This is a genomic window from Thioalkalivibrio sp. ALJ3 (genome assembly GCF_000377205.1).
GTDB lineage: Bacteria > Pseudomonadota > Gammaproteobacteria > Ectothiorhodospirales > Ectothiorhodospiraceae > Thioalkalivibrio.
Map to the genome: position 1 here is coordinate 299820 of NZ_KB897907.1, position 26392 is coordinate 326211.

General features: G+C 66.2%; 26 protein-coding genes and 1 tRNA gene. 14 read left to right on the plus strand and 13 right to left on the minus strand.

Annotated features, from left to right (window positions below; all coding sequences use genetic code 11):
- Positions 1-3: 3 nt before the first annotated feature.
- From C935_RS0107955 to C935_RS0107980, 6 genes are all read right to left on the minus strand, one after another.
- Positions 4-3906 (minus strand): YhdP family protein, encoded by a 3903-nt coding sequence (locus C935_RS0107955; RefSeq protein ID WP_026278726.1) that lies wholly within the window; start codon positions 3904-3906, stop codon positions 4-6.
- A gap of 138 nt (positions 3907-4044) precedes the next feature.
- Positions 4045-5547: a ribonuclease G gene (gene rng / locus C935_RS0107960; protein WP_018861985.1), complete on the minus strand. Its 1503-nt coding sequence runs from the start codon at positions 5545-5547 to the stop codon at positions 4045-4047.
- Positions 5548-5628: 81 nt separating this feature from the next.
- A complete protein-coding gene (locus tag C935_RS0107965; RefSeq protein WP_018861986.1) occupies positions 5629-6747 on the minus strand; it encodes an AI-2E family transporter in 1119 nt (372 codons plus the stop codon).
- A complete protein-coding gene (locus tag C935_RS0107970; RefSeq protein ID WP_018861987.1) occupies positions 6744-7232 on the minus strand; it encodes a hypothetical protein in 489 nt (162 codons plus the stop codon). Before C935_RS0107970 ends, C935_RS0107965 begins: the two co-directional genes overlap by 4 nt.
- A 2-nt stretch (positions 7233-7234) precedes the next feature.
- Positions 7235-7978, minus strand: coding sequence for a type 1 glutamine amidotransferase (locus C935_RS0107975; RefSeq protein WP_018861988.1), 744 nt, complete (start codon positions 7976-7978; stop codon positions 7235-7237).
- Positions 7975-8934, minus strand: a complete 960-nt coding sequence (locus C935_RS0107980) for a LysR family transcriptional regulator (RefSeq protein WP_018861989.1) — start codon at positions 8932-8934, stop codon at positions 7975-7977. Before C935_RS0107980 ends, C935_RS0107975 begins: the two co-directional genes overlap by 4 nt.
- Before the next feature lie 227 nt (positions 8935-9161).
- On the opposite strand from C935_RS0107980, the gene C935_RS0107985 reads away from it, so the two are divergent.
- From C935_RS0107985 to rpmG, 3 genes are all read left to right on the plus strand, one after another.
- Positions 9162-10898, plus strand: a complete 1737-nt coding sequence (locus tag C935_RS0107985) for a bifunctional diguanylate cyclase/phosphodiesterase (RefSeq protein ID WP_018861990.1) — start codon at positions 9162-9164, stop codon at positions 10896-10898.
- Positions 10899-10972: 74 nt separating this feature from the next.
- Positions 10973-11209 carry a 50S ribosomal protein L28 gene (rpmB, locus tag C935_RS0107990; RefSeq protein WP_012983361.1) on the plus strand — a complete coding sequence of 79 codons (237 nt, stop codon included), beginning with the start codon at positions 10973-10975 and terminating at the stop codon, positions 11207-11209.
- Between the two features lie 10 nt (positions 11210-11219).
- Positions 11220-11390, plus strand: a complete 171-nt coding sequence (rpmG, locus tag C935_RS0107995) for a 50S ribosomal protein L33 (protein WP_012983362.1) — start codon at positions 11220-11222, stop codon at positions 11388-11390.
- Positions 11391-11479: 89 nt separating this feature from the next.
- On the opposite strand, the gene C935_RS0108000 is transcribed toward rpmG, so the two are convergent.
- On the minus strand, positions 11480-11713 hold the full coding sequence (locus C935_RS0108000; RefSeq protein ID WP_018861991.1) for a hypothetical protein: 234 nt from the start codon (positions 11711-11713) through the stop codon (positions 11480-11482).
- 74 nt (positions 11714-11787) lie between these two features.
- On the opposite strand from C935_RS0108000, the gene C935_RS0108005 reads away from it, so the two are divergent.
- Genes C935_RS0108005 through mutM form a run of 3 tightly spaced genes read left to right on the plus strand, consistent with a single transcriptional unit; the run spans position 11788 to position 14758 of the window.
- Complete coding sequence (locus C935_RS0108005) at positions 11788-13002, plus strand: EAL and HDOD domain-containing protein (RefSeq protein ID WP_018861992.1); 1215 nt, start codon at positions 11788-11790, stop codon at positions 13000-13002.
- A 3-nt stretch (positions 13003-13005) separates the two neighbouring features.
- Entirely contained in the window at positions 13006-13950 is a 945-nt protein-coding gene (locus C935_RS0108010; RefSeq protein WP_026278728.1) for a hypothetical protein, read from the plus strand.
- Complete coding sequence (gene mutM / locus C935_RS0108015; protein ID WP_018861994.1) at positions 13943-14758, plus strand: bifunctional DNA-formamidopyrimidine glycosylase/DNA-(apurinic or apyrimidinic site) lyase; 816 nt, start codon at positions 13943-13945, stop codon at positions 14756-14758. The genes C935_RS0108010 and mutM overlap by 8 nt, the downstream gene beginning before the upstream one ends.
- Before the next feature lie 11 nt (positions 14759-14769).
- Here mutM and spoT read toward each other — a convergent pair whose 3' ends face one another.
- From spoT to ispB, 5 genes are all read right to left on the minus strand, one after another.
- A complete protein-coding gene (gene spoT, locus C935_RS0108020; RefSeq protein WP_018861995.1) occupies positions 14770-16941 on the minus strand; it encodes a bifunctional GTP diphosphokinase/guanosine-3',5'-bis pyrophosphate 3'-pyrophosphohydrolase in 2172 nt (723 codons plus the stop codon).
- A gap of 13 nt (positions 16942-16954) precedes the next feature.
- Positions 16955-17230 carry a DNA-directed RNA polymerase subunit omega gene (gene rpoZ, locus C935_RS0108025; RefSeq protein ID WP_018861996.1) on the minus strand — a complete coding sequence of 92 codons (276 nt, stop codon included), beginning with the start codon at positions 17228-17230 and terminating at the stop codon, positions 16955-16957.
- A gap of 34 nt (positions 17231-17264) precedes the next feature.
- Positions 17265-17915, minus strand: coding sequence for a guanylate kinase (gene gmk / locus C935_RS0108030; RefSeq protein WP_012983369.1), 651 nt, complete (start codon positions 17913-17915; stop codon positions 17265-17267).
- A gap of 85 nt (positions 17916-18000) precedes the next feature.
- Positions 18001-18077: transfer RNA gene (locus tag C935_RS0108035), tRNA-Pro, on the minus strand.
- Between the two features lie 83 nt (positions 18078-18160).
- A complete protein-coding gene (gene ispB / locus C935_RS0108040; RefSeq protein WP_018861997.1) occupies positions 18161-19129 on the minus strand; it encodes an octaprenyl diphosphate synthase in 969 nt (322 codons plus the stop codon).
- 187 nt (positions 19130-19316) lie between these two features.
- Here ispB and rplU point away from each other — a divergent pair, with 187 nt between their 5' ends.
- The 8 genes from rplU to C935_RS0108080 all read left to right on the plus strand — a co-directional run bounded on the left by rplU (position 19317) and on the right by C935_RS0108080 (position 25298).
- Positions 19317-19628, plus strand: coding sequence for a 50S ribosomal protein L21 (gene rplU / locus C935_RS0108045; protein WP_012983371.1), 312 nt, complete (start codon positions 19317-19319; stop codon positions 19626-19628).
- Positions 19629-19661: 33 nt separating this feature from the next.
- Positions 19662-19922 carry a 50S ribosomal protein L27 gene (gene rpmA / locus C935_RS0108050; protein ID WP_017925741.1) on the plus strand — a complete coding sequence of 87 codons (261 nt, stop codon included), beginning with the start codon at positions 19662-19664 and terminating at the stop codon, positions 19920-19922.
- Between the two features lie 88 nt (positions 19923-20010).
- Entirely contained in the window at positions 20011-21078 is a 1068-nt protein-coding gene (gene cgtA / locus C935_RS0108055; protein WP_018861998.1) for an Obg family GTPase CgtA, read from the plus strand.
- Positions 21075-22205 carry a glutamate 5-kinase gene (proB, locus tag C935_RS0108060; protein ID WP_018861999.1) on the plus strand — a complete coding sequence of 377 codons (1131 nt, stop codon included), beginning with the start codon at positions 21075-21077 and terminating at the stop codon, positions 22203-22205. The genes cgtA and proB overlap by 4 nt, the downstream gene beginning before the upstream one ends.
- Positions 22206-22291: 86 nt before the next feature.
- Complete coding sequence (locus C935_RS0108065; protein WP_018862000.1) at positions 22292-22681, plus strand: RidA family protein; 390 nt, start codon at positions 22292-22294, stop codon at positions 22679-22681.
- 1 nt (position 22682) lies between these two features.
- Entirely contained in the window at positions 22683-24764 is a 2082-nt protein-coding gene (gene recG, locus C935_RS0108070) for an ATP-dependent DNA helicase RecG (protein ID WP_255349366.1), read from the plus strand.
- 63 nt (positions 24765-24827) lie between these two features.
- Positions 24828-25085 carry a GlsB/YeaQ/YmgE family stress response membrane protein gene (locus tag C935_RS0108075; protein ID WP_018862002.1) on the plus strand — a complete coding sequence of 86 codons (258 nt, stop codon included), beginning with the start codon at positions 24828-24830 and terminating at the stop codon, positions 25083-25085.
- Positions 25086-25109: 24 nt separating this feature from the next.
- Positions 25110-25298, plus strand: coding sequence for a DUF3185 family protein (locus tag C935_RS0108080; RefSeq protein WP_018862003.1), 189 nt, complete (start codon positions 25110-25112; stop codon positions 25296-25298).
- A gap of 49 nt (positions 25299-25347) precedes the next feature.
- On the opposite strand, the gene C935_RS0108085 is transcribed toward C935_RS0108080, so the two are convergent.
- The gene (locus C935_RS0108085; RefSeq protein WP_018862004.1) at positions 25348-26307 is read right to left on the minus strand and encodes a matrixin family metalloprotease; all 960 of its coding nucleotides are present in this window, start codon (positions 26305-26307) and stop codon (positions 25348-25350) included.
- Positions 26308-26392 lie beyond the last annotated feature (85 nt).

The window sequence follows — 26392 nt, forward strand, 5'->3', positions numbered from 1 at the left end:
CCGCTAGTCGTCGTTGTCAGTGGCGGGCTGAACCAGGGTCTGCACCTCCGGGTCGTCCCACGGACCGGTCACGCGATATTCCACGCGAGCCGCCTCTTCGATTTGATCCCCAATTCCCAGCACTCGTTCCGCCAACAGTACCACCACCCCGGTTACCGGACCGCCGACCAGGGCTCCGACGATCGGCAATGCCGTACGCAGGCTCGGGACGACCACGATATGGTGGTCATAATCCCGTGCGATCAAACCGGTGCGGCCACTCAGACGCACGCGCGCGGACGGGCCCCGCATCTCCATGTCGGGGACGTGCAGATTGCCATCTTGCAGCGTCGCCGTCGCGTCCAGCCGGTCGAACGAAAGCCCTTCCGTGAACACGTCACGGAAATCGAGACGCAGACGCCGGGGCAGCACATCCAGACTCACCAGCCCCAGCAGGCGCCCCGCTCCCGGCTCCACATCCGCCAGACGGCCATCTTCCAGTTCCAGTTCCATCGTGCCGGCCAGTAACGCCAGGCGCGGTGCATACAGCGGGCCAGCCCAGGACAGGTCCAGTCGACCCTCGCCCTCGCCACCCACCAGTGCGCGGGAAAACCGGGCCGACTCCAGGGCCCCGCCCCAGTCACCCCCCGACAAGCGGACATCCAGACGCGTATCGGGGCGTCCGTCGGCAAGCACATGCCAATGGCCGCTGGCTGTCGCCTGCAGATCTCCATCCGGCCCACGGGCCCGCAGGCTGTCCACCCGCAGGCCCTGGTCCACCGGTTCCAGCGCCAGGTGCACATCGGCCAGGCGGTACTCCCCCACTTGCAGCCGGTCGAGGATCAGGTCCACCCCCGGCCACTCCCGCGGATCGTCCAGCCCCCCTTCCTCTACGGCCTGCACGGTGGTGTCCGTCTGCGGCTCGCCGTCGAAATCCATGTCTTCGAGCACCAGGTGACGCAGACGCGCCTGCCAGCGGTCACGCCCATCAGCCGACGACCGCCAGGCAGCACTGCCCGCCAGCCAGGAAGACCGGGCCTCCAGGTCCCAGCCATCATCACGACGCTGCCCCTGAAGACGCGTCCCCGGGATCTCCCACTCGCCCCAGCGGATACGATCGCGCACGTCCAGCTCGATTCGTTGCAGGCCGAGCCCGCCATTGCCATCCGCGGCTTCCACATCGCCCAGGTCCACGTCTCGCGCCCAGGGTGCCTCGGCCAGAGCCTCCAGCCAGGGCTGAACCTCCAGCTCCGGCAACCGCGCCCGCACCGACAGTCCCTCGCCGGGGAGCGGGAGCAGCGTTGCCTCCGGGATCCCGATCTCCAGCGCCATGGCCTGCACCGCCATGCCCGCAGCGGCGGTGTGCGGATCCACTCCCCTCGCGGCCGGATCGTCCGGCGCCTGGGTTGGGCTCAGGCGCAGGTGGGCCCGCAATGTCTCGCCCAGCCGGACATGCCCGATGCCCGCTCGGCTGTGACCGAACGGGAGCGTCACCTCCAGCGGACGCCGCTCATCAGGGGATTTGCCGATGGGACTGGGCCAGTCGATCCCGACTCCGACCAGATCCGAACTCAAATCAAGGCGCACACCATCGATCGCATCCCCCAGCCGCAGGGTCACGTCCCAGGTCGCGTGCCCGTCCAGGTAGGGCTGCAGAGTGGGTATTTCCTCCAGCCACGGTTCCAGCGGCTGGGGACCATACGCCCGGATACTGGCCTCCTCGCCATTCAACGGCCAGTCGGCACTGAGGTTGATCCACTCCCCATGGACGCGCGCCTGCACGTCGTCAGCCCATACCCGGTCGTGGGTATCAAAATGCACCGAACCTTCCACGGCCTCGAACCCGGTCGGCCAGTCGGCCACCTCGGCCCGCGTGCTCAACAAATCCAGCCGTCCCTGTACACGGACGTCCTGCAGGCGGTCCTCGTCAAGCGGCAGGGTAATACCCAAGGCCAGGCGCGTAGCCCCCTCCAGTGTGGCGGCATCGCGAATCTCGGCGGCATCCTCCATCAGCCCGGCCTGACGCAGATACAGCATGAGGTCCTGTGCGGTGCCGTCGGCCGTGCCTTCGATCTCCAGGACCGGGTTGTCCATCATGTCGTCGATCCGCACTTCCGTCCCGTGGACAGCCGTGTCGAGGATGCGTCCGGAGACATCGGTCGCACGGAAACTTGCATTGTGGAACAGCAACCTCCCACGCAAATCCTCCGCCACCGGCCAGCCGGGCTCATAGTCAAGCAGACCTTCCTCGATGTCCGCCCACAGATCGAACACCCCCTCCTGATCGGTAAACGGAAAGTCACGGCCTCGGCCCCGATAGACCATGCCGCCCCCGCTGGAGACCCCGGTCTGGATGCTCTCGGCCAGCCACTGGTAGGTATTGGACGGTAACAGGTGGACCGGCAGATAACGCTGGGTGTAGTCACCATCGGCACGCAGGATATCCAGCGCCAGGTCCACACGCGGACCCGACTCGTGCCCGTCAAACAACAACCGCATGCGGCCCCGCGCCGCTGCGTGTTCGTTGGCGACATCGAGGCCCTCTCCAGCAATACGCCAGTCACCGGCCTCGTTGCGCTCGGCACGCAGCCGTCCGCGCACCGTCTCGATCCACAGAGGGTCGTCGAACAACGCCGGCATTTCGAAGCGCACATTGCGGCTGTCGAGATCGAGCTCCAGCCCCCCTTCGCGCCAGGCCAGCTCCCCGTCGACCCCCTGCACACCGGGTCCGTAGTTACCCGAATGCCATTGCATATCGCGCAATTCCGCCCGCCCCTCATCCGGCTCCAGGCGCTCCCCGTCGTGACGTGCCCGCACCCAGGCATCAGCGAGCCGACCCCGCGGCCGCACCTCGCGCAGCGGGTCAGCCAGTTCGGGGGCCCGCTGTTCCACCAGGAACAGCAGGGGTGCATACGGTTCCACTTCCAGATCTCGCGCCGCGAGTTCCAGTTCGTCGACAATCAGGGCGTCGGGTTCCCCCTTGAGGGTGTAGCGCAGACGCACGTCACCCGAACCCGGACGGGTGGCGGTCCAGTTGGATTCGTGGGCGGCGCCGCGCACCCGCCAGTCGAAACGATGACCAAAGGCGCCCCCCGGCTCGCCCCCGGCTCCGTCCAGCTGGGTGTCGTGTTCGCCGCGCAGCGCGACCACACGGCCATCGTCAATCTCGCCCCAAAGACGCAGCGCAGTCGTGCCGGGAGGCGGCTCCCAGCCCAGGCGCACCAGCCAGGGAGACCAGGCCCCCAGTGCCACCGGTTCGGTGTCGAGGAAGAAACGCCCGTCGCGCATGGTCGCATCGGGAACCTCCACCCCCAGGATGAAGTCCCCATCGGCCGCGCCCTGCATAGCGCCATCGAGGAACAGTCGCAGCCGACCCCGGGCATCCGACCGTACGGCCAGACGCCGCACATCCAGGACTGACTCCAGGCCCGCCCCGCGGTCCTCCCATGTGATACGCACCTCACTGGCCTCGAGATCCGGCCAGCGCTCCACCGGGATCTCCAGCAAGGCACCATCGCCCAGGCCAACCTCGTACCCGTGTACGTGAATCGCACCATCGGCCTCGCGGACGACCCGGACCTCGGTGCCGGCGACCTCGACCTGCATTGAAGGATAGCGGCTGCGAAGTGATGCGCCGGCACTCAGTGACAGACGCAGGCGTTCGAGGTGTAGCGGCTCCTCGCCAGACAGGTCGACGCTCACCCCCCGCGCGACCAGCGCCGGGGACCAGCCGGACCAGCCCAGATCGATCTCGTCCGTGCGTACGGGATAGCCCAGTTGCTCGCTGGCCGTTGACTCCACCCAATAATCAAGCCCGTCCCAGTGGGCCACGGTCAGGCGCAGGGCCAGCACAGCGAGCGCGGCCAGTGCGACCAGCAGCAGGAGCACGCCTAGAACAATCCGGACTGAGTGTGACAGAACTCTCATTTCAGCCCCGGCCAGTCGCAACCCTGCCGGCCCGGTGTGCCGGGACCCCCGCGTTGTCTGGGCCCGCGCATCGATGTCACGCCGTCCGTATCCTCCTCCGTACCTGGCTGGGCGATCGTTTACCCAGCGTTTCCCTGACTAGACGAAAACCACGTCGAACTGCTCCTGGGTATATAGCGTCTCCACCTGGAAACGGATCGGGATACCGACAAAGCTCTGCAGCTCCGCCAGACTGGCCGATTCCTCGTCCAGTAGCAGGTCGATCACGTTCTGCGAGGCGAGCACGCGCAGTTCGCGCGCGTCGTACTGTCGTACTTCGCGCAGGATCTCGCGAAACAGCTCGTAGCAAACGGTCTCGGCCGACTTCAGATAGCCGCGCCCCGCACAAGTTGGACACGGCTCGCACAGCTGGTGTTCCAGGCTCTCGCGTGTGCGCTTGCGCGTCATCTCGACCAGCCCCAGCGGCGAGACATCGCAGATCTGCGTCTTTACGTGATCGCGCTCCAGCGCCTTCTCCAGCGCACGGATCACCTGACGCTTGTGCTCGTCGTCCTGCATGTCGATGAAATCGATGATGATGATCCCGCCGAGATTGCGCAGACGCAGCTGGCGCCCGATCGACTGGGCCGCCTCGAGATTGGTCTTGAAGATCGTCTCTTCGAGCTTGCGATGGCCAACGAAGCCGCCAGTGTTGATATCCACCGTGGTCATCGCCTCGGTCTGATCGAAGATCAGGTAGCCCCCGGACTTCAGTTCGACCTTGCGCTCCAGAGCCCGCTGGATCTCTTCCTCGACATTGAACAAATCGAAGATCGGACGCTCGCCGGGGTAGTGCTCGATCCGCCCAACCAGCTCCGGCAGGTACTGTGCGACGAACTCGCACACCTTCTGGTAGGTCTCGCGCGAGTCGATGCGGATGCGCTCGATCTCCACCCCGACCATGTCGCGCAGGATGCGCAGCACCAGCGGCAGGTCAGCGTAAACCTCCTCTCCGGCGCCAGCCTCGGAAGCCGCGATCTGGATGCTGTCCCAGACCTTCTTGAGAAAGGCGGTGTCGTTTTCCAGCGCCTCGTCATCCACCAGCTCCGCCGCGGTGCGCACGATAAACCCGTGCTGCGGGGCGATCTCGTCGCGCAGGGCCTCCACCTTCTCGCGCAGGCGGCTGCGCGAACCGTCATCCTCGATACGCGTGGACACACCCACATTGCTCTGATTCGGCATCAGCACGAGGTGGCGCGACGGCACGGTGATGTAGGTCGTCAGCCGGGCGCCCTTGGAGCCCAGCGGGTCCTTGATCACCTGAACCAGCACATCCTGGCCCTCGCGCAGCAGCTCGCGGATGGTCTCCGCACGGCCGGACCCGTTTCCGTTCCCGTTGCCCTGTCCATTGCCATCGAGCTCTTCGCGCTCCACCGGGGCCACGTCCGAGGCGTGCAGAAAGGCCGTACGCTCAAGGCCAATGTCCACGAACGCCGCGTCCATACCCGGCAGCACGCGCACAACACGGCCCTTGTAGATGTTGCCGACGATCCCGCGCCGACGGGCTCGTTCCAGATGCAGTTCGGTCAGAACGCCATTCTCGACCAGGGCCACGCGGCTTTCCTGGGGGGTCACGTTCATCAGGATTTCGGTACCGGTCATGCTGGGTTTTTCTTCTTGTTGTTGTGAATGTGCAAGCCGAGCCAGACTCCCGCGCGAACGCGGAACGCCGGGCTGGCAGGGCTACTTCGGTGCGGCTTCGGTGGGTTCGGCCGTCGCAGTCGGTGGCTCGGCCTCGGGCCTCGTATCGAGCTTGTCGGTGCGCGGCCAGGACTTGATCACCGCGTGCACCAGGGTCGCCAGCGGGATCGCAAAGAACACGCCCCAAAGCCCCCAGATACCCCCGAACACGAACACTGCCGCGATGATTGCGACCGGATGCAGATTGACCACCTCAGAGAACAGCAGTGGCACGAGTACATTGCCGTCCAGGAACTGGATCACCCCGTAGGCGATCAGCAGCCATGCAAACTCGCTGGACAGCCCGAATTGGAAGTAGGCCACCGCGGCGACCGGAATGGTCACCACGGCCGCACCGATGTACGGGATGATCACCGAGATGCCAACCATGAACGACAGCAGCACGGCGTATTCCAGGCCGAACCAGTTGAAGGTCAGAAAGCTCACGGCCCAGACAATCAGGATCTCGATGAACTTGCCGCGCACATAGCTGGCGATCTTCACGTTGACCTCGCGCCACACCTGGCTGGCCAGGTGCGAGTCGCGCGGCATGAAGCTGCGCACCCAGTCGAGAATCAGGTCGCGGTCCTTCAGCATGAAGAACACCATCAGCGGCACCACGATCAGGTAGATCACGACATCCACCAGATGCCGGGCACCGGCCAGCGAGAACGAGACCACGCGTTGTCCGAGCATGGTGGCCTCGGCCTGAATGGCGCCCATCAGGTCGCGCACCTGCTCGTCGGTGATCAGCTGCGGATAGCGCTCGGGCAACTGCAGGAGCAGGGCCTGACCCTCGCGGATCATGCCCGGCAGTTCGCGTACCAGTTGCGTCACCTGGGCCGACATCAACGGCACGACGCTGAACAGCGCGGCCACCGTCAGCGCCAGGAACGCGATCAGCACGATCGTCACGGCCAGCAGGCGCGGAATATGCAGACGTATCAGCTTCTGCACCGCCCCCTCCAGCAGGTAGGCGATGATCAGTGAGGCCAGAAGCGGGGCGAGAATGCGCCCGGCAAAGATAATGATCAGGAACCCCGCCAGCAGCAGGAAGGCCAGGATCACCACCTGGGGATCGGTGAAGTGTCGGCGATACCACTCGCGCAGGACGTCGATCATCGAGGCCCGTCCCCCTCCGCGTCCGTGCTCGCCTCGGCGGACCCGCCCTGGCGCGTCGGGTCTTCGGCCACCACCTTTTCGTAGTGGGCCTGGAACACGACCTCCAGCTCGTCAATCACCTCCACCGCGGGACGCCCCTGCATTACATGCTGGGCCATCAGCGCCGAGGTCTCGTTGAGCAGCCTGGAACGATCCAGCATGTGGTAGGTCGCCGACAGCCGCCGCATGGCCTTGATCACCGATTCGCTCTCCGGGCGCGGGATCGGCGCAGGATCGGGCACCGGTTCCGGCGTCGGGGCCGGCGACTGCTGCTCAAGAAAGCGCGCGAATTTCAGCAGGCTGTCCTGATCCTCGGACGACAGGCGCGCCGCGATCTCGGCCAACTCCCGCGCCGGGTCGTCCTTTTTCTTCTTGTCACGGGCGGCCAGGGCAGAGGCGACATCGCCCCCGCCCAGTCCACCCGGATCGCCCATCGGCGGGAGCATCGCTAGTCGTTCTCGATGTTCAGGCTGAACACGGGCATCTTGCGGCGCTCCTGCATCAAGCCAAGTTCCTTGACCAGGGCGACGATCACGTCCTCGGTGACCTTCTGCATTTCGCCCCACTCCATGCGCGCCTCGCCCAGCAACTCGCCCATGTTCGGCGGCGGGTTGTGCTTGGCCTCCATGATGATGTCTTCCAGCATGCCCGGCTTCATTTCCGGCCGGAACAGCAACCCATAGGTCAGCTTGTCCGGCCGGATCGCCAGCCAGTCACCATCGTCGTCCACCAGAACCGGTTCCACCCCCTCCGGGAGATCCACGCGGCCGTTGACCAGCTGCAGCACACGGCGTCCGTCCAGGGCCTCGGCCAGATCGTCGCCCTCGCCGGCCGCGGTCTTGTGCGCGGTCACGAAACGGGCTCGGTACATCGGGTCCTCATACGCGGTCCCGCCGGCCTGCTCGGCCACCAGCAATCCGCCCATGCCCAGCCCGACGACCGGGCGCTGCGAACGGCGGAAGATATCGATCAGGGCCAGCTCGTCGGGGACCTGCGGGTTCTCCTCGTGGTCCGCGGTCGGCCAGGCGCCCCCCAGCAACCACAGACCATCAAACTGGGCCGCCGACCCGGGGAGGTCCTGGCCGACAAAGGGCCGGTAGTAGGAAAAGCCGATATCGCGCTTCTCGAGCTGTGACTCGATCAGGCCGAGAAACTCGGAGTAACTGTGCTGCACTACGCAGTAATTCTTCATGTCGCGTCTTCTATTCGCTTGGGTTTGGTATTCGCGGTTTCACCCTCGGCCACGCCGGGCCCCAGGCCCGTGCAGTAGCCGCGCAGGAACTGCATCAACACCTCCAGCGTCGGTACGCGGAACTGCTGGCGTGCATGCACCAGCGAGATTGGGCGCTCCAGCGGCGGGTCCAGCGGGATGGCCGCCAGCTCGCCCAGCGCCAGTTCCTTGGCAACCACGGCCTCGGACAGCACCGACACGCCCACGCCCGCCGCCACGGCGCCCTTGATGGCCTCCGGGCTGCCCAGTTCCATGCACCCGCGCAGGGTGTTGCGGTCGTAACCGGACCGCCCAAGGTACTCCATGATAACCTCGCGGGTCCCGGAACCCTCCTCGCGGCATATGAATGGCTGCTCGACGAACTCCGCGACCCGCACGCTCTTGCGCCCGGCCAGCGCATGTTCCGGGGGCACGATCAGCCGCAACTGATCCACCGTGCAGGGCTGCACCAGCAGGGTCCGATGGCTCACCGGCGCCTCGACAATGCCCAGATCGACACTGCCCTCCTCGACCATCGCGACGACATTTTCGGTGTTCCCGACACGCAGGCGGATGCCGATATCCGGGTGCGCGCGCCGGAAGGCCCCGAGCAGAGCCGGCAGCATGTATTCGGCCACCGTCATGCTCGCGCCGATCACGATCGCCCCGCCGTCCGCGCCCTTGAGTTCGCGCAGTGCGGCCTCCAGCTCGCCATAGGTATCGAAGATACGCTCGGCATAACGCTGCACCAGGCGCCCGGCCTCGGTCAGGGTCACCCGGTTGTGGTTGCGGTCGAACAGCCGCGTCTCCAGCTGTTCCTCCAGCTGGCGGACCTGGAAGGTGACCGCCGGCTGGGTCATGTGCAGGACCTCGGCCGCCCGCGTGAAGGACAGCAAACGCGCTACCGTTAGAAAGACCTGCAAACGTCGATCGGCCATGCACCACTCCGCAACCCCGTACCCCCTGGCATGCTACCAAGCCGCCAGCAAGCGTGACAGCCGGGCGAAGGCCGGACCCAACCGCTCGGTGACGCTTGACGGACGCACTTTCCGCTCAAGGCTGGCAGCAAAACGGCAGGTGCTGGTAGCAAGAATGCGTAAAGCTACTAGAATGAGTCTATAGACAAGGAAGAACCACGGAACTCATGCCATAAAAAGGAACGCACATGGAGCGGCTATCGGAGTTCGATCGACCGTGGCGTCCCGAATCCTGGCTGGGAGTGACCGGTGCCTGGTGCCTGGCCGGTGTGGGGCTGATCCTGATCCTGATGGCCGGCGTCACGCTGCTGGTCTATCAGACTGGCGGAACCAGTACCTCCTATCTCAACTTCATACTGATCCCGGTACTGCTGGGCGCCGCACTGATGGGCCTGTGGGGCGGGCTGGCGTTCGGGCTGCTGGCCGGATTGCTGCTGGGGCCGTTCATGCCCCTGAATGTCGACGAAGGCATCGCGCAACCGGCCGCCAACTGGATGACTCGAGCGGGAATCTATCTGGTGCTTGGCGGGTTCAGCGGCTGGCTGTTTTCCCAGCTGCGCCGGCACGCGAACCGCCTGATTGACCAAGCCTATCTCAATCCTGTTACGGCACTGCCCAATCGCGAATCGCTGGAACAGAAAATCCACCAGTTGATGGCCCAAGCCCAGAGCGCAGACCAGCCCGCTACCCGGGTATTCGTCGTCAGCCTGCAGATGGACAGCTATCCGGACACGATCGGTGTCCTGGGCTTTGCCGCGGAACGACCGTTGCTGAAGAGTATCGCCGAACGACTGCAGGCGGTTGCCGGGCCTGCGAATGCCCTCGTTTATCACATCCACGACGATCACTTCGCCCTGATGCTGCCTCACAGCAGCCGGCCGGAATGCCTGGCCACCACGCAAAAGGCCGTGGAGGCACTGCAGTCCCCGTTCGAGGTGCTGGGGCTGCAGGTGTACCTGGGGGCGCACGCCGGGGTGTCGTCGTTTCCATTCCACGAACAGGACGACCCGCAACGGCTGCTGACCAAGGCGTGGATCGCCATGCACGAGGCCAGCCAGTCCGGGCGTCGCTACCGCACCTACGACCGACGCAGCAACGATGCCAGCCGCCATAGCGTGGAATTGCTGGGCGAGTTGCAGGACGCCCTGGAGCGGGATCAGCTCCGGCTGCATTACCAGCCCAAGATCAACCTTCTGCGCGGCGAAGTGTGCGGCTTCGAGGCCCTGCTGCGCTGGGAACACCCGCAGCGAGGTCAGGTCCCGCCCGGTCAGTTCATCGCGCAGACCGAACGCACGGGCCTCATCCATCCCGTGACGCTCCAGGTACTGGATCTGGCGATCGCCGACCTTCTTGCCTTTCGCGCGCAGGGAATCCTGGCGCCCGTCAGCATCAATGTCTCGGCACGCAACTTCCTCAATCCCGACTTTGCACAAACCATCATCGATCGGATGGAGACCGCCGGCCTGCCGGCCAGCTCGCTGGAGATCGAGTTTACCGAGACGGCCCTTATGGCCGACCCCGACGAGGTGATCGGTGCATTGCGGCGCCTGAACGGACAGGGGTTGGCGCTTTCCATCGATGATTTCGGCACCGGATATTCGTCCCTTTCCTATCTGAAAAGCCTGCCGGTCACGACCCTGAAGATTGATCAAACCTTCGTGTCCCAAATGGCCACACAGCGAGTGGACGAGCAGATTACCCGCGCGGCAACCGGTCTCGCTCACGACCTCGGTCTGAAGGTGGTGGCCGAGGGCGTGGAGGACGAGCAGACCCTCGCAATGCTGCGCGAGCTGGGCTGCGACGACGCCCAGGGCTTCGGGATCGCCCGCCCCATGCCCTTCGACGAGGCACTGTCCTGGGCGCGCCAGTACTCCCCTGCGCCTGCCCAGGACAGCCCGGTCGCCACAGGCCACCGCGATCGCTGACGATCTTGCACCCGGCGGGCGACTGGGCTATGATCCGCCGTCTTTTGCTAGACCCAATTTCCGGAGTCCCCGAGATGGCCCGAGTATGTCAGGTGACCGGCAAGCGCCCGGCGACCGGTAACAACGTGTCCCACGCCCACCGCAAGACGCGGCGGCGTTTCCTGCCCAATCTGCACACCCACCGCTTCTGGGTGGAGAGCGAGAACCGCTTCGTGCGGCTGCGTGTGAGCAGCAAGGGCATGCGGATCATCGACAAGCTGGGCATCGATGCAGTGCTCGCGGACTGCCGCGCCCGCGGCGAAAAGGTGTAAGGAGCTCTCCATGGCAGCGAAAAGCGCACGCGACAAGATCCGCCTGGTGTCCTCCGCCGGCACCGGCCATTTCTACACTACGTCGAAAAACAAGCGGAACATGCCCGAAAAGATGGAGATCAAGAAGTTCGATCCCGTCATCCGCAAGCACGTGATGTACAAGGAAGCCAAGATCAAGTAGCCATTGCCCGGCGCGAGATCGTCTGAATACAGACAAGAAAAGCCCGGCATTGCCGGGCTTTTTGTTACTGGAAACAACCTGTTGCCCCGTCACGGCCCGGAATCACCCTGGTCCCGTCGCCCCTCCACATCGCCGCTTTCAGCCACGGACTCGGCCCAGCGAACCATCATCCGTCCCCAGCTATGGGCAGTTGACGGGTCCAAGTCAAGCTTGGTATAGCGACCTCCATCACGGATAATAATCCTCAGGAGAGGGATTCCCGAGTCGTGCAGTATCTGCCGCAGCTCCACGACCTCGCCGAACGGCGCCTCAATCGACTCCATGATGTGTTCGCTCTCTCCCGGGCCAGCCACGTGCAGATCATGGCTGCCTACCCCCTCTACTGGCAAACGCAAGCATGCACCCAATTTTTGTCGGTCGGCAACCCATCTTCGACGCCCACGAACAGCTGGTGGGTTTCGAGCTCCTTTTTCGCGCGGGAAACTATAACGAGGCCACCATCACCGATGGCGACCAGGCCACATCAGACCTGCTGCGCAGCGCGTTCGTGGATATCGGGCTTCCCCACCTGGTGGGCCAGCACCTGGCCTTCGTCAACCTGACGCGCTCCTTTCTGGACAACGAGGTCATCACCGCACTCCCCCCCGATCAGGTCGTACTGGAACTCCTGGAGGACATCGAGATCGACGACGAGGTCGTAGCGGCCGTTCAGCGGCTTAAGAGCGCGGGATTTCGCATCGCGCTCGACGACTACCAGTTCCAGGACCACCATTCCGACCTTGTTGAACTGGTCGACATCGTAAAGCTGGATATCCTGACGATGACCCACGAGGCACTGGCCCGGGAGGTCCATGGCCTGAGGCAGTTCGGTGTCGAGCTGCTGGCGGAGAAGGTGGAAACGGCCGAACAGTACCAGTACTGCCAGACGCTGGGCTTTCGCTACTACCAGGGCTACCACCTGTCACACCCGCATGTGATCGAAGGCCAGCGCCTGGAGAGCCTGGAACTGGCGCTATTGCGCCTGTTGCAGACCTTGCAGCAGGTCGACCCGGAACCCCGTGAGCTGGAGCGTCTGATCAGCGCTGAACCCGGCCTCATGGTTCAGATTCTGCGCATTGCCAACAGCCCCAGCTATCGCGGTGCACAGCCCACTGAAGACCTGTATCAGGCGATCCTCCGCCTCGGCCAGGGGCGCATCCGGCGCATGGCCATGTTGATGATCCTCCACGGTGCGACCGGCCCTTCGACCGGAGTTGAACAGGTAATGATCCGTGCCCGCATGGGCATGCTCCTGGCGCGGACCCAGGGCCTGCCCGAGGCGGAGTGCGAACGTTATTTCACCTTGGGGATGCTTTCGGGCCTGGATCGAGTGCTGGGCGTCCCCCTGCGCCGCATCCTGAACGACCTGCACCTGTCACCGGAGATGGAGCAGGCCCTGCTCGAACAGCGCGGACCACTGGCGCCCTGGCTCCAGACGATCGAGGCCTTCGAAGGACCGGCCGCACCCCCGCCCGCGGAACAATCCCCGGTCGCACCACAGGTTGCCAGCCGACTCTATCTGGAAGCGGTACGCTGGACGGAGGACCTACTCGATTCGCTGTCCAGGACGTAATTGATGGCACCCCACCTCCATAGCCGGCTCGGTTCCCCCGTGACGACGCCTCAGGATGGCCTGCATGTACGGCTGGAGGGGCCCGCCAGCGTTTCTGCCGAGGGCGGCCAGCTACGGATCGTTCCGGGGCTCGAGCCCCTCGCCCCGGACCTCTACGTCGAGCGCTGGTGGGGAGAGGGCCCGGCTCGGTCCATGGACGCCAGCCCCCTGCATCTGCTGGAATTTGACGATGTCCTGTTTGCCGCCTGGCAGGGACCGGACCAGCCCCTGCGGGACCAAACGCAGCAGGCCTACGATCAGTTGCTGCGGGCCTGCCGGGAACGCGGCTTCGAACATCCAGCGCGCATCTGGAATTACTTTTCCGACATCCACGGCGACGAGCAGGACCGGGAGCGTTACCAGGCCTTCTGCGTCGGCCGCGCCGAGGCCCTGGAAGCACTTGAGGTCCCGCTGGGCAGCATGCCCGCAGCCACCGCCATCGGAACCCGCAAGTCGGGACTTTTCGTCTATCTCATTGCCACGCGGAGTCCGGCACAAGCGATCGAGAATCCACGCCAGGTCAGCGCCTATCACTACCCCAAGCGCTACAGCCCGAAGAGCCCGACCTTTGCCCGCGCCACTTTGCTGCAGGCCGAGCAGGGGCCCATGCTGATGGTCTCCGGGACGGCCAGCATCGTCGGCCACGAGAGCCGCCACGCGGAGGACGTGGTCGCACAGGCGCGCGAGACGGTACGCAACCTGCATGCCCTGCATGACGCGGCGGGGCGCGAACTACCCGGCCCTGCCTGGTTGCGGGTCTACCTGCGGCATCCGGAGGACCGCGCCGCAGTTGCGGCCGTAATTGCCGAGCAATACAAGGCAATGAATCCAGGCCCTGTCGTTCAATGGGTTCGGGGCGACATCTGCCGGCCGGAACTCCTGCTCGAGATCGAGGGCGTGCATGCCTGAGTTGCCCGAGGTCGAGACCACCCGACGCGGCCTGTCACCCCTTCTTGAAGGACAAACCATCAGCCGGCTCGAGGTACGCGATGGACGCCTGCGCTGGCCGGTGCCACAGGCGCTGCCGGCACAACTGGCCGGCGCCCGCATCATTGAACTGACACGACGCGCCAAGTATCTGCTACTGCGCACCGATCGTGGCGGGATGCTCCTCCATCTCGGGATGTCCGGCTCGCTGCGCCACTGCACCCCCGACGTCCCGCTGCGTGCACACGACCACCTGGTCCTGCACCTGGCGAACGGATCGCAGGTGCGCTTTCATGATCCACGCCGCTTCGGGTGCTGCCTGCCGCTGCCGGAGACCGGCGAGGCACACTCCCTGCTGGCCGGCCTGGGGCCGGAACCCCTGGATGCCAAATTTGACGGCGACTACCTGTTCCGCCGCAGCCGCGGGCGCCGGGGTCCGGTCAAAGCCTTCATCATGGATCAGGATATCGTGGTCGGCGTGGGCAACATCTATGCGACCGAGGCGCTGTTCCTGGCCGGGATCCGTCCGGGGCGGGCCGCCGGGCGCGTGACCCGGGCGGAATATGGACGACTGGCCGGATTCATCCGCACGGTGCTGGGAGCGGCGATCGAACAAGGCGGCACGACCCTGCGCGACTTCCTGCGCGAGGACGGGACCCACGGGTATTTTCGCCAGTCACTGCGGGTCTACGGACGCGCCGGAGAGCCGTGCCTGGAGTGTGCGACGCCGCTGCGCAACCGACGTATCGGGCAGCGAGCCTCGGCGTACTGCCCAACCTGCCAGCGTTAGAGAGGCGCTGGCTAGCCGCGCTGACGCGCGATACGCAGCACATCCGGCAGGCGCCGCAGGCCGCGCATGATCTGGGCCAGGTGCTGGCGATCGCTGACAGTCAGCAGGAAGGTCATCGCGGTGGAGTGGCCGTCCTGCTCGTTGAACGAGATGTGCTCGATATTCGAGCCGTGATCGGCGATCACGGCCGCCATGTCGGCCAGCGCACCGCGCCGGTTGGCGGTGCGAGTGCGCACCGCCGCAGTGAACTGGAGCTCCGGCTCGTGCGACCACTCCAGCGCAATCGTCTTGTCAGCACGATCCCGGCTCTCGTGCAGCACGTTGCGGCAGCTCTCCCGGTGCACGACCAACCCGCGACCCGCACTCAACTGGCCGAGGATCGGGTCACCCGGGATCGGGTGGCAGCAGCGTGCGTAGTTCAGCACCAGTCCCTCGGTGCCCTTGACCGCCAGGGTGGTCTGGGAGGTGCTGTCAGCGTCCGCGTTCTCCTTGCCCACCATCTGACGGGCCACGAGCGAGGCCATGCGGTTGCCCAGGCCAATATCCGCCAGCAGGCCGTCCACATCCTGTAACTGCATCGCGTCGAGTAGCTGATCCAGGCGGGCCGGCGAGATCTGCTTGAGCGAGGTATCCAGCGCGCTCAGGGCCTTCTCCAGCAGTCGCTCGCCGAGGGCGCGGGCCTCGTCCGCCTGCATCGACTTCAGGCAATGGCGGATGCCCGAACGGGCCTTTCCGGTGACGACGAAAGACAGCCAGGCGGGGTTGGGGCGCGCACCGGGGGCGGTGACGATTTCCACCGTCTGGCCGCTTTGCAGACGCACCGAAAGCGGCGCCAGCTGGCGATCGATCTTCGCAGCCACACAGCGGTTGCCGACATCGGAGTGCACCGCGTAGGCAAAGTCGATCGGGGTCGCATCGCGCGGCAGTACCAGGATGTCGCCCTCGGGGGTGAAGGTGTAGACTTCGTCCGGGAACAGATCGACCTTCACGTTCTCCAGGAACTCGATGGAGTTACCGACGCTGTTCTGGATCTCCAGTACATCCTTCAGCCACTCGCGGGCCCGGCTCTGCGCGGTACGCGCGGACTCACCCCCGGCCTTGTACTGCCAGTGCGCGGCGATCCCGCTCTCGGCCACGCGATCCATCTCGGTGGAGCGAATCTGGATCTCGATCGGGATGGCCTGCGGCCCGAACAGGATGGTGTGCAGCGACTGGTAGCCGTTCGACTTGGGAATCGCAATGTAGTCCTTGAAGCGCCCCGGCACCGGCTTGTAGAGATTGTGCACCACGCCCAGCGAACGATAGCAGGTATCGACATCGTCGACGATGATGCGGATGGCGAAGACGTCGAACACCTCCTCGAACGAGTGGTGCTTGTCGCGCATCTTGCGATAGATGCTGTACAGGCTCTTTTCGCGCCCGGAGATGCGTCCGACGATCCCGGCCGCCTCCATGCGCGAGCAGATCGCCTGCTCGATGTTCTTCATCGGCTCGCGCCGGTTGCCCCCGGCCCGCTGCACGGCGCGCTCCAGGACCGCGGCGCGCCAGGGGTGCTTGGCGGAAAACCCGAGCTGCTCCAGCTCACGGCGGATCGCGTTCATCCCCAGGCGCTGGGCGATCGGCGCATAGATCTCCAGGGTTTCCTTGGCGATGCGGCGGCGCTTGTCCGGGCGCATCACGCCCAGGGTGCGCATGTTGTGCAGGCGGTCGGCTAGCTTGATCAGGATCACCCGGATATCGCGGGTGATCGCCAGCATCATTTTGCGGAAGTTCTCCGCCTGTGCCTCGGCCTTGGACTGGAACTGCAGGTGGGTGAGCTTGGAGACGCCGTCGACCAGCTCGGCCACCTCCTCGCCGAACTCGGCGTGAATACGGTCCTTGCTGGTGGCGGTGTCCTCCATGACATCGTGGAGGATCGCGGCGCAGATGGCCTTGTGGTCCATCCGCATCTCGGCCATGGTCCGGGCCACGGCCAGGGGATGGTAGATGTACGGCTCGCCGGTCTTGCGGGTCTGGCCTTCGTGGGCCTCCGCGCCCAGAAGATAGGCGCGATAGACCTCCTCGACTTCGTCCGGCTCGAGGTAGGCCTCAAGCTCGGAACACAGATCGCTGATCAGGAATCGGGTCGAGTCACCGGGAACCGGCGTTGCGGCCCCGGGCGCGGCTGGCTGCCCAGCGGCCATGAGTTATCGACTCCTAGCGTTCGTCGGCTTCCAGCTGCTCCAGATGGCGGATCGTGCTGAAGTCCAGCATCTGGTTCTGGGGCCGTTCATCGTGCTCGTCGAACACCTCGGTGCCGACCAGCCCGTCGGCAATCTCGCGCAGGGCGATGACCGTGGGCTTGTCGTTGTCCTCGGATACGCGAGGCTCCTTGCCGTGTGCGATATGACGGGCCCGGCGGGCCGCCATCAGCACCAGTTCGAAGCGATTGTCCACTTTTTCGAGGCAGTCCTCGACGGTGACGCGTGCCATGGGTACTCCGGTTATGAGTCGTTAATACTGCATGTTACGCCGTGCCCGGCGTACTCGCCAACAGATTCCGTATTGTTGATGCGGAACGAATCTCCTGCTCGACCGTACGCAGACGGTTGGAGCGGAAGATGCTGGCCAGATCACTGACCGCCCGCTCGAAGTCCGAATTGACGACCGTGTAGTCGTATTCGCGAAAATGCGTGCAATCGGACTCCGCGTCGCGCAGGCGCCGCTGGATGACCTCTTCGCTGTCCTGCCCGCGCCCGCGCAGGCGGCGTTCCAGCTCGTCGCGCGACGGCGGCAGGATGAAGATTGAATGCGCATCCGGCACCGCCGCGCGCACCTGGCGCGCACCCTGCCAGTCAATCTCCAGGATCACGTCCATGCCGGCATCCAGGCGCTCTTCGACGCTGGCGCGTGCGGTGCCATAGAAGTTGTCGAACACCTTCGCGTGTTCCAGCAGCTGGCCGTCCTCGATCATGCCGAGGAATTCCTCGGCCGAGACGAAGTGATAGTGCTCGCCGTTCACCTCGCCGGCGCGCGGCTTGCGCGTCGTATGCGAGACGGAGACCTCGACCTGCTCCACGCGCTCGAGCAAAGCGGCGACCAGGCTGGTCTTGCCTGCGCCCGATGGCGCGGAAACGATATAGAGGGTGCCGCGAACGGCCTGGGAAGTGGCGGTCATGAACGCGTCCGCAGGAGCAGAACAGGAATGGAATCATCGGCTGGCTGCCGGCCAGAAACGACCCGGCATACCAGGGAAATAGAGTTGGTCGGAGTGAAAGGATTCGAACCTTCGACCCCTGCCTCCCGAAGGCAGTGCTCTACCAAGCTGAGCTACACTCCGAACCAAGCCCGCTATTATGCCGAGCCGCCCCGGGCGTGTCCATGCCCCCGAGCGGCCGCGAATGCGCAGACCACCAGACCCGGTCAGTGATCGCGACCCACAGCGAAGCGCGCGAGGTCGATCAGGGCCTGGCGGTGTGGCGACTCCGGGAGCACGGAAACCGCTGCAATCGCCGCTTCGGTCTCCGCGCCTGCGCGCTCGCGGGCATAATCCAGGGCCCCGGTGGCGTAAACGATCTCGAGTACCGCATCCACCTGCTCGCGCCCGCCGTCCTCGATCGCCTGGCGCACCACGGTCTGCTGCGCCGGCGTACCGACCCGGATCGCCTGGATCAGCGGCAGTGTCGGCTTGCCCTCGGCCAGGTCATCACCCATGCGTTTGCCGGTCACCGCATCATCCGACGAATAGTCCAGCACGTCGTCGATCAACTGGAACGCCGTACCGAGATGCATGCCGTAACGCGCGAGGGCCTCCTCTTCGGCCTGCGACCGCTCGCCAAGGACTGCACCCAGCTGGCAGGCGGCCTCGAACAGCTTGGCCGTCTTCGACTGGATCACGTTCATGTAGCGGGCCTCGTCGACATCGGCGTCGTGGCAGTTCATCAACTGCATCACCTCGCCCTCGGCGATCACGTTGGTCGCATGGGCCAGGATCTCCATCACCCGCATCGAGCCAACCTCGACCATCATCTCGAACGCGCGCGAGTAGAGAAAATCGCCGACCAGCACCGCGGCCTCGTTGCCGAAGATGTGGTTTGCGGTCTCGTTGCCCCGACGCATCTCGGAAGCATCCACCACGTCGTCATGCAGCAGGGTTGCGGTATGGATAAACTCCACCACCGCGGCCAGCACCACCGGCTCCTCGCCCTCAACCGCGCAGGCGCGCGCCGACAGGGTCGCCAGCAAGGGCCGCAGGCGTTTGCCCCCGGAGTGGATAATGTAGTGGCCCAGCTGGTTGATCAGCACCACCGGCGAACTGAGCCGGTCACGAATGCACTGGTCAACCGCCTGCATGTCGTCTGCAGCCAGCTCTCGGATTGCGTTGATGGACATGCGGGTAGGCGCGCCGGTATGAGGAAGTTGGTAGGCGCTGGCATGCTAGGAAGGCCCCGGTGGGGTGTCAAGCGCACACCACCGCCGGGCATTGACCCGAAGGCGACTCACTGCTAGCATTTCCGCCCTTTCGCGAGACCGGCTTTGCGCTCGGTCCACACAGGTATCGCAACGGAGTCCCAGGGAAATGTACGCGATCATCGCAACAGGTGGTAAACAGTACCGCGTCGCCGAAGGTGACGTGATCCGCATCGAAAAGCTTGAGGCCGAAGCCGGCTCCGAGGTCGAGTTCGACCAGGTGCTGATGGTCGGTTCGGGCGACGATGTCCGCGTCGGGGCCCCGCTGGTCGACGGCGGCAAGGTGACCGCCAAGGTCGAGGACCATGGGCGCGCCAAGAAGGTCCATATCATGAAATTCCGGCGCCGCAAGCATTCGCAGAAGCAGATGGGGCACCGCCAGCACTACACCACCGTGCGCATCACCGGCATCGCCGGCTGACGCGCAGGCGCATTTTTTCAGGAGAACAAATCCATGGCACATAAAAAGGCAGGCGGGAGTACCCGCAACGGGCGCGATTCCGAGAGCAAACGCCTGGGCGTGAAGCGCTTTGGCGGCCAGGTCGTGCGCGCCGGCAACATCCTCGTCCGTCAGCGCGGGACGCAGTATCATCCCGGCGAGAACGTGGGTTGTGGCAAGGACCACACGCTGTTCGCGAAGGTCGACGGCGAAGTCGTGTTCAAGGTCGGTGGCCCGAACAACCGGCGCTTCGTGAGCGTGCAGCCGCAGCAGTAAGCGGACACGCCACCGGTAGCGCCAAAAGCCCCGTTCCGCGGGGCTTTTTTATTGCGCAAATCACAGACGGGAACCAGGAAGAAGCGGCATGAAGTTCATCGACGAGGCAACCATTACCGTGAAGGCCGGCGACGGCGGAAACGGCTGCGTGAGCTTTCGCCGCGAGAAGTTCATCCCGTTTGGCGGGCCAGACGGCGGTGACGGGGGCGATGGCGGCTCCGTCTGGCTGGTCGGCGACGAGGGGCTCAACACCCTGGCCGACTTCCGCTACCAGCGCCGCTTCGACGCCCAGCGCGGCGAGAACGGCATGGGGCGCCAGCGCACCGGTGCCTCCGGCGAGGACCTGGAGATTCCCGTCCCGGTTGGCACCCAGGTCCGGGACGCCGACACCGACGAGGTCCTGGGCGACATCACCCGCGACGGCGAGCGCCTGCTGGTCGCCCAGGGCGGCTTTCACGGACTCGGCAACACCCGCTACAAGTCCTCCACCAACCAGGCCCCGCGCCAGAGCAAGCCCGGCACACCGGGCGAGCTGCGAAAGCTGGCGCTGGAGCTGATGGTACTGGCCGATGTGGGACTTCTGGGCCTGCCCAATGCCGGCAAGTCCACCCTGCTCGCGCGCGCCTCGGCCGCGCGCCCGAAGATCGCCGACTACCCGTTCACTACCCTGATCCCGCAACTGGGCGTGGTGCGCATCGGGCCGACTCAAAGCTTTGTGATGGCCGACATCCCCGGCCTGATCGAGGGCGCGGCCGAGGGCGCCGGGCTGGGCACCCGCTTTCTCAAGCACCTGGCGCGCACCCGTCTGCTCCTGCACGTGGTCGATGTGGCTCCGCCCGACCCCGAGGCCGACCCGATCGCGGACATGCAAACCGCGCTGAACGAGCTCGAACGCCACAGCGACGAACTGGCCAGCCGTACCCGCTGGATCGTACTGAACAAGAAGGAACTGCTGGACGCGGATGCCCTCGAGGCCCTGATCGCGAGGGTGCGCGAGGTGACGGGCGACGAGCGCCCGGTGTTCACCATTTCCGCCGCCACCGGCGACGGGGTCGACGCGCTGATGCAGGCCGTCATGCGCCACATCGAAGCGGCGAACCAGGAGCCCGCGACGGCCCCCACGGCGACCGGCGAGGCCGGGGAGGATCGCGCGTGAACACCCGCGCCCTGCGCGAACTCCCGGCCATCCGCCGCGTGGTGGTCAAGATCGGCTCCGCGCTGATCACCGCCGATGGCGCGGGCCTGGATCGCCCGGCGCTCGAGTCCTGGGCCCACCAGATCGCCGCGCTGCGGCGCAAGGGGCTGGAGGTCATTCTGGTCTCCAGTGGCGCCGTGGCCGAGGGCATGCGCCGGCTCGGGATGAGCGAACGCCCGCACCAGCTGCATCGCCTGCAGGCTGCCGCGGCCGTGGGGCAGATGGGTCTGGTGCAGGCCTACGAGCGGGAATTCGCAAGCCACGGCCTGCACGCGGCACAGGTCCTGCTGACGCATGACGACCTCGCCGACCGCTCGCGCTATCTGAACGCCCGCTCGACCATGCAGGCCCTGCTGGAGATGGGGACCATCCCCGTGGTCAACGAGAACGACACGGTCGCCTACGAGGAGATCCGACTGGGGGACAACGATACCCTGGCGGCCCTGGTCGCCAATCTCGTGGTCGCCGAGCTGCTGCTGATCCTGACCGACCAGGACGGCCTGTTCGACCGTGACCCGCGCCAGCACGCCGACGCGGAGCTGATCCACGAGGGTCGCGCCACGGATGCCGAACTGCACCGCTTCGTGGCCGCCGATTTCGGGCGCCTGGGGCGCGGCGGCATGGCCACCAAGCTCAAGGCCGCGGAGCGCGCCGCGCGCTCCGGTACGCATACCGTGATCGCCTCCGGACGAGAGGCGCAGGTGATCGGCCGCGTACTCAAGAACGAACGTCTGGGCACCTGGCTCAAGCCCGACCGCGAGCCGCTGGCCGCGCGCAAGCGCTGGCTGGCCGACCAGCTGCATTCGCGCGGCGAGCTCCTGCTGGATGCCGGCGCCGCGCGCGTATTGCGCGAGTCGGGCCGCAGCCTGCTGCCGGTGGGCGTGGTGGGCCTGCGCGGCGACTTTCGCCGCGGCGAGGTCGTGACCTGCGTCGACCCGGACGGCCGCCCGGTCGCACGCGGACTGACCAACTACGCCTCCAGCGAGGTGGAACGCATCCGCGGCCTGCGCGCGGACCATATCGAGGCGGAGCTCGGCTACCTCCTGGAACCCGAGCTCATTCACCGCGACAATCTCGTTCTCTTGTAGGCGCAACGTCCCGGCGATCCCGCCACCCGAACCAATGAGGTAAGGTGCCCGCATCCCGAATCACCGACCCGAGCCAAGGAGCCCGCATGTCGCGCGAAATCATCCAGACCGAAAACGCCCCGGCCGCGATCGGCCCCTACTCCCAGGCCGTGCGTGCCGGCGACACCCTGTACCTGTCCGGCCAGATCCCGCTGGACCCGGCCACGATGGAGCTGGTCGACGGCGGCATCGAAGACCAGATCCGCCGCGTGTTCGACAACCTGAAGGCCGTGCTGGAGGCCGCCGATGCGGATTTCTCCGACATCGCCAAGCTGAACATCTTCCTGATCGACCTGACCCACTTCCCGCTGGTCAACAAGATCATGAGCGAGGTCTTCGCCGAGCCGTACCCGGCGCGCGCCGCGATCGGCGTGGCCGCCCTGCCCAAGGGCGCGCAGGTGGAGATGGACGCCATCGCCTGGTGCCCGCGCGGCTGATCTGCGCGCAGCGACCGCGGTGGACCTGCAGGCACCACTGACGGGGTTCAAGGGCGTCGGCCCCGCGGTGGCCGAGCGCCTGGCACGCCTGGGCCTGGAACAGGCCCGGGACCTCCTCCTGCACCTGCCGCTGCGTTTCGAGGACCGTACCCGGCTGACCCCGATCCGCGCCCTGCGCCCGGGGCTCCCCGCCCTGTTCGAGGGCCGGGTCACCCATGCCGAGGTCGTCCATCGCCGCCGGCGCATGCTGGTCGTCACGCTGGAAGAAGACGGCGCGTCCATCCTGCTGCGGTTCTTCCATTTCGGCAGTGGCCAGCAACACCGCCTGAGCCCGGGCACGCGCATTCGCGCCTTTGGCGAACCGCGAGGCATGCCCGGCGCGATGGAGTGCGTGCACCCGGAACTGCAGGTGGTGGGCACGAAACCGCCTACCCTGGAAACCCACCTGACCCCGATCTACCCGACCACCGAGGGCATCTCGCAGAAGCTCCTGCGCCAACTGGTCACCGAGGTCCTGCCAACGACCGGGCAACTGCCCGACCTGCTCCCGGAACTGAGCGAACGCCAACTACCCGGGCTGCACACGGCCCTGCAACAGCTGCACCACCCCCCTGCGCGGGCCGAGGCCCTGGATGCACTGGACACCGCCGAGCAGCGCGGGCCCGCACGCACCCGCCTGGCACTGGAGGAGTTGACCGCCCACCAGCTCGCCCGCATGGAACAAAGCCGCACCCCGCAGGATGCGCGCCGCGCGCCGGTCATCCGCCCCGAGGGCGTACTGTGGCGACAACTGCGCGACCAGCTCCCGTTCAAGCCCACCGGCGCACAGGACCGCGTGATCCACGAGGTGCGCGAGGACCTGGCTCGCCCGATCCCGATGAACCGGCTGGTGCAGGGCGACGTCGGCTCTGGCAAGACCCTGGTCGCAGTCGCGGCCGCCCTTGCGGCGGTGGAAGCCGGCCATCAGGTCGCATTCATGGCCCCCACCGAGCTGCTCGCCCGCCAGCACGGGCGCAATCTCGCCCAGTGGCTGGAACCGCTGGGCGTGTCGGTGGCGTGGCTGGGCGGGCGCCAGACCGCCAACGAACGGGGCCAGTTGCTTTCCGAGCTGGCCAATGGTCAGCGCCAGGTCGCGATCGGCACCCACGCCCTGTTCCAGGAGGAGGTCCGCTTCCACCGCCTGGGGCTGGCGATCATCGACGAGCAGCACCGCTTTGGCGTGCATCAGCGTATGGCCCTGCGCGACAAGGGTAACGGCCAGATGCCGCACCAGCTGATCATGACCGCAACGCCGATCCCGCGCACCCTGGCCATGGCCCTGTACGCCGACCTGGACAGCTCGGTCATCGACGAGCGCCCACCGGGCCGAACACCCGTGCGCACCGCGCTGATCAGCCACGAGCGCCGCGACGAAGTGATCGAGCGCATCCGCGCGGCCTGCGGCTCCGGCACCCAGGCCTACTGGGTCTGCCCGCTGGTGGAGGAATCGGAACAACTCGAGGCGGAATCCGCCGAGGCCACCGCCGAGCGGCTGTGCGAGGCGCTGCCGGAACTGAGAATCGGGCTGGCCCACGGGCGCATGAAGGGGTCCGAACGCGATACGGTGATGGAACGCTTTCGCGCGGGCGCTCTCGATCTGCTGGTCGCAACCACGGTGATCGAGGTCGGCGTGGATGTCCCCAACGCCAGCCTGATGATCATCGAGAACGCCGAGCGCATGGGCCTGTCGCAACTGCACCAGTTGCGCGGCCGTGTCGGGCGCGGCAACACCGCCTCCGCCTGCGTGCTGCTCTACCGCCCGCCGCTGGGCGAGACCGCCCGCGAGCGCCTCGAGGCGATGCGCCGCACCAACGACGGTTTCGAGATCGCGGAGGTGGACCTCCGGTTGCGGGGCCCTGGCGAGCTGCTGGGCACGCGCCAGACGGGCGACCGCAGCTTCCGCGTGGCCGACTGGTCGCGCGATCAGGACCTGCTGGAGGAGGCCACGGAGCTGGCCCTGCGCGTGCGCGAGGACCCGCCGCGCGCCGCGGCCCTGATCGAGCGCTGGCTGGGCGGCGCCACGCGCTATGCCACCGTCGGCTGAATCAGGGCCGCACGGAACGCCCGCCCCGATCATCCATCAGACAAGAGAGCAAAGGAGTACTCAATGCCCGTTGAATCACTGTTATTGCTGCTGCTGATCGGCGGCATTGCCGGCTGGCTCGCGGGCTTGCTGGTCCACGGCGCCGGCCAGGGCATCCTGCTGAACATCGTGATCGGAGTAATCGGGGCGGTGCTGGGCGGCTGGCTGTTTACCCAGCTGGGGGTGCCGACGGCCGGCCTGGTCGGGACCCTGGTGGCGGCCACGGTGGGGGCGATCCTGCTACTGGCGCTGCTGCGTCTGATCGCACCACGCAAGTGGTAAACAAATCGCATGGAGGGAGACGCGATGATCCAGATCCTCGGCATTGTCCTGCTGGTCGGCGGCCTGATCGCGGCCATCGTCGGACTGCAGGACAGCTTCGGCCTGCGTGAACGGGCGGCGCGCCTGTTTCTTGGCCGCTTCACCCAGCGCACGCTTGCCCTGCTGATCGGAGGTATCACCTCGGCCGTACTGGGGCTGTTCCTGCTCTTCTGAACACCCGCCACCATCGATTCCAAACACCGCGACACGGTCCACCGGTCTTTCACGGCATCGCGAGTTCGACCCCACAAGATTCCTCGAGCGCGGTCCGATCGGCCGCCGCCAGATTCTCGCGCCCCGCATTCGCCGGCCCCAGCTCCGCGTGCATGACCGCGGCGGGATCATCGACATGGCCGATCCCCAGCGCATGCCCCAACTCGTGCGCCAGCGTCAGGCGCAGCTCGTCAAAGTCGCTCGCCTTGTAAACCGTAATGCTGCGGCGATTCCCCTGCTGCTGATAAACCGCCATATCGAACCCGGTGCCGGCGGCGGCCGCCCGGTTGAAATCATCAACCTGTTCATTGAAGGCCGCGATCTCGTGCTCCAGTTTACGACCGGCCGCGTTCAGATCTGCCCGGCGATCCTCCAGCCCGCGGCGGCGTTCCTCCAGTCGCTCGTGCTCCTCACGCAGCTCCCGCGCCTCCTGCTCCAGACGCTCGCGGGCCTGCGCACTGCGCTCCCCGCGGCCCGCGTTCCACTCGGCGACCCGGCCTTCATGCGCGCGGCGGCGCTCGTCGAACCCGCGCACGCGGCGTTCGTACAGTTCGACGTCGGCGTTTAGCGCCGAGCGATGGCGATCCAGGCGTTCCCGAGCACCGTCGATATCCTCCTGTGCCTGATCCAGCTGCGCGCGCGAGCGCTCTCGCGCCATGGCGCCGGCCTGACGTTCGTCGAACACCAGTCGCACGGCCATCCCTTCACCGTCGCGCGCGGTGAACAACCGTTCTTCGGTATGGGTCTCCCACATTGCCACGGCGGCATCGAGTGCGCGGCGCACTTCGTCGGGCTCCAGCTCGAAACGCGGGTCGATCTCGCCCAGATGCATCTCCACCGGAATCTCACAGCCGGGCGCGGCCGGGTGCCCCCCGCCCGCCAGGAAATCGCGCGGATCGCCGTCCAGCAGCACGGCCCCGCCCAGCAGCACGGCACCCGCACCGCCCAACACCCATATCGGTATGGCCATGCATCCCCTCCGAGATCCCCAACCGCAACATGCCACCAATCAGAGACATTCGCCAATTTGCTCCCCTGCAGACGCCGAGGCACCA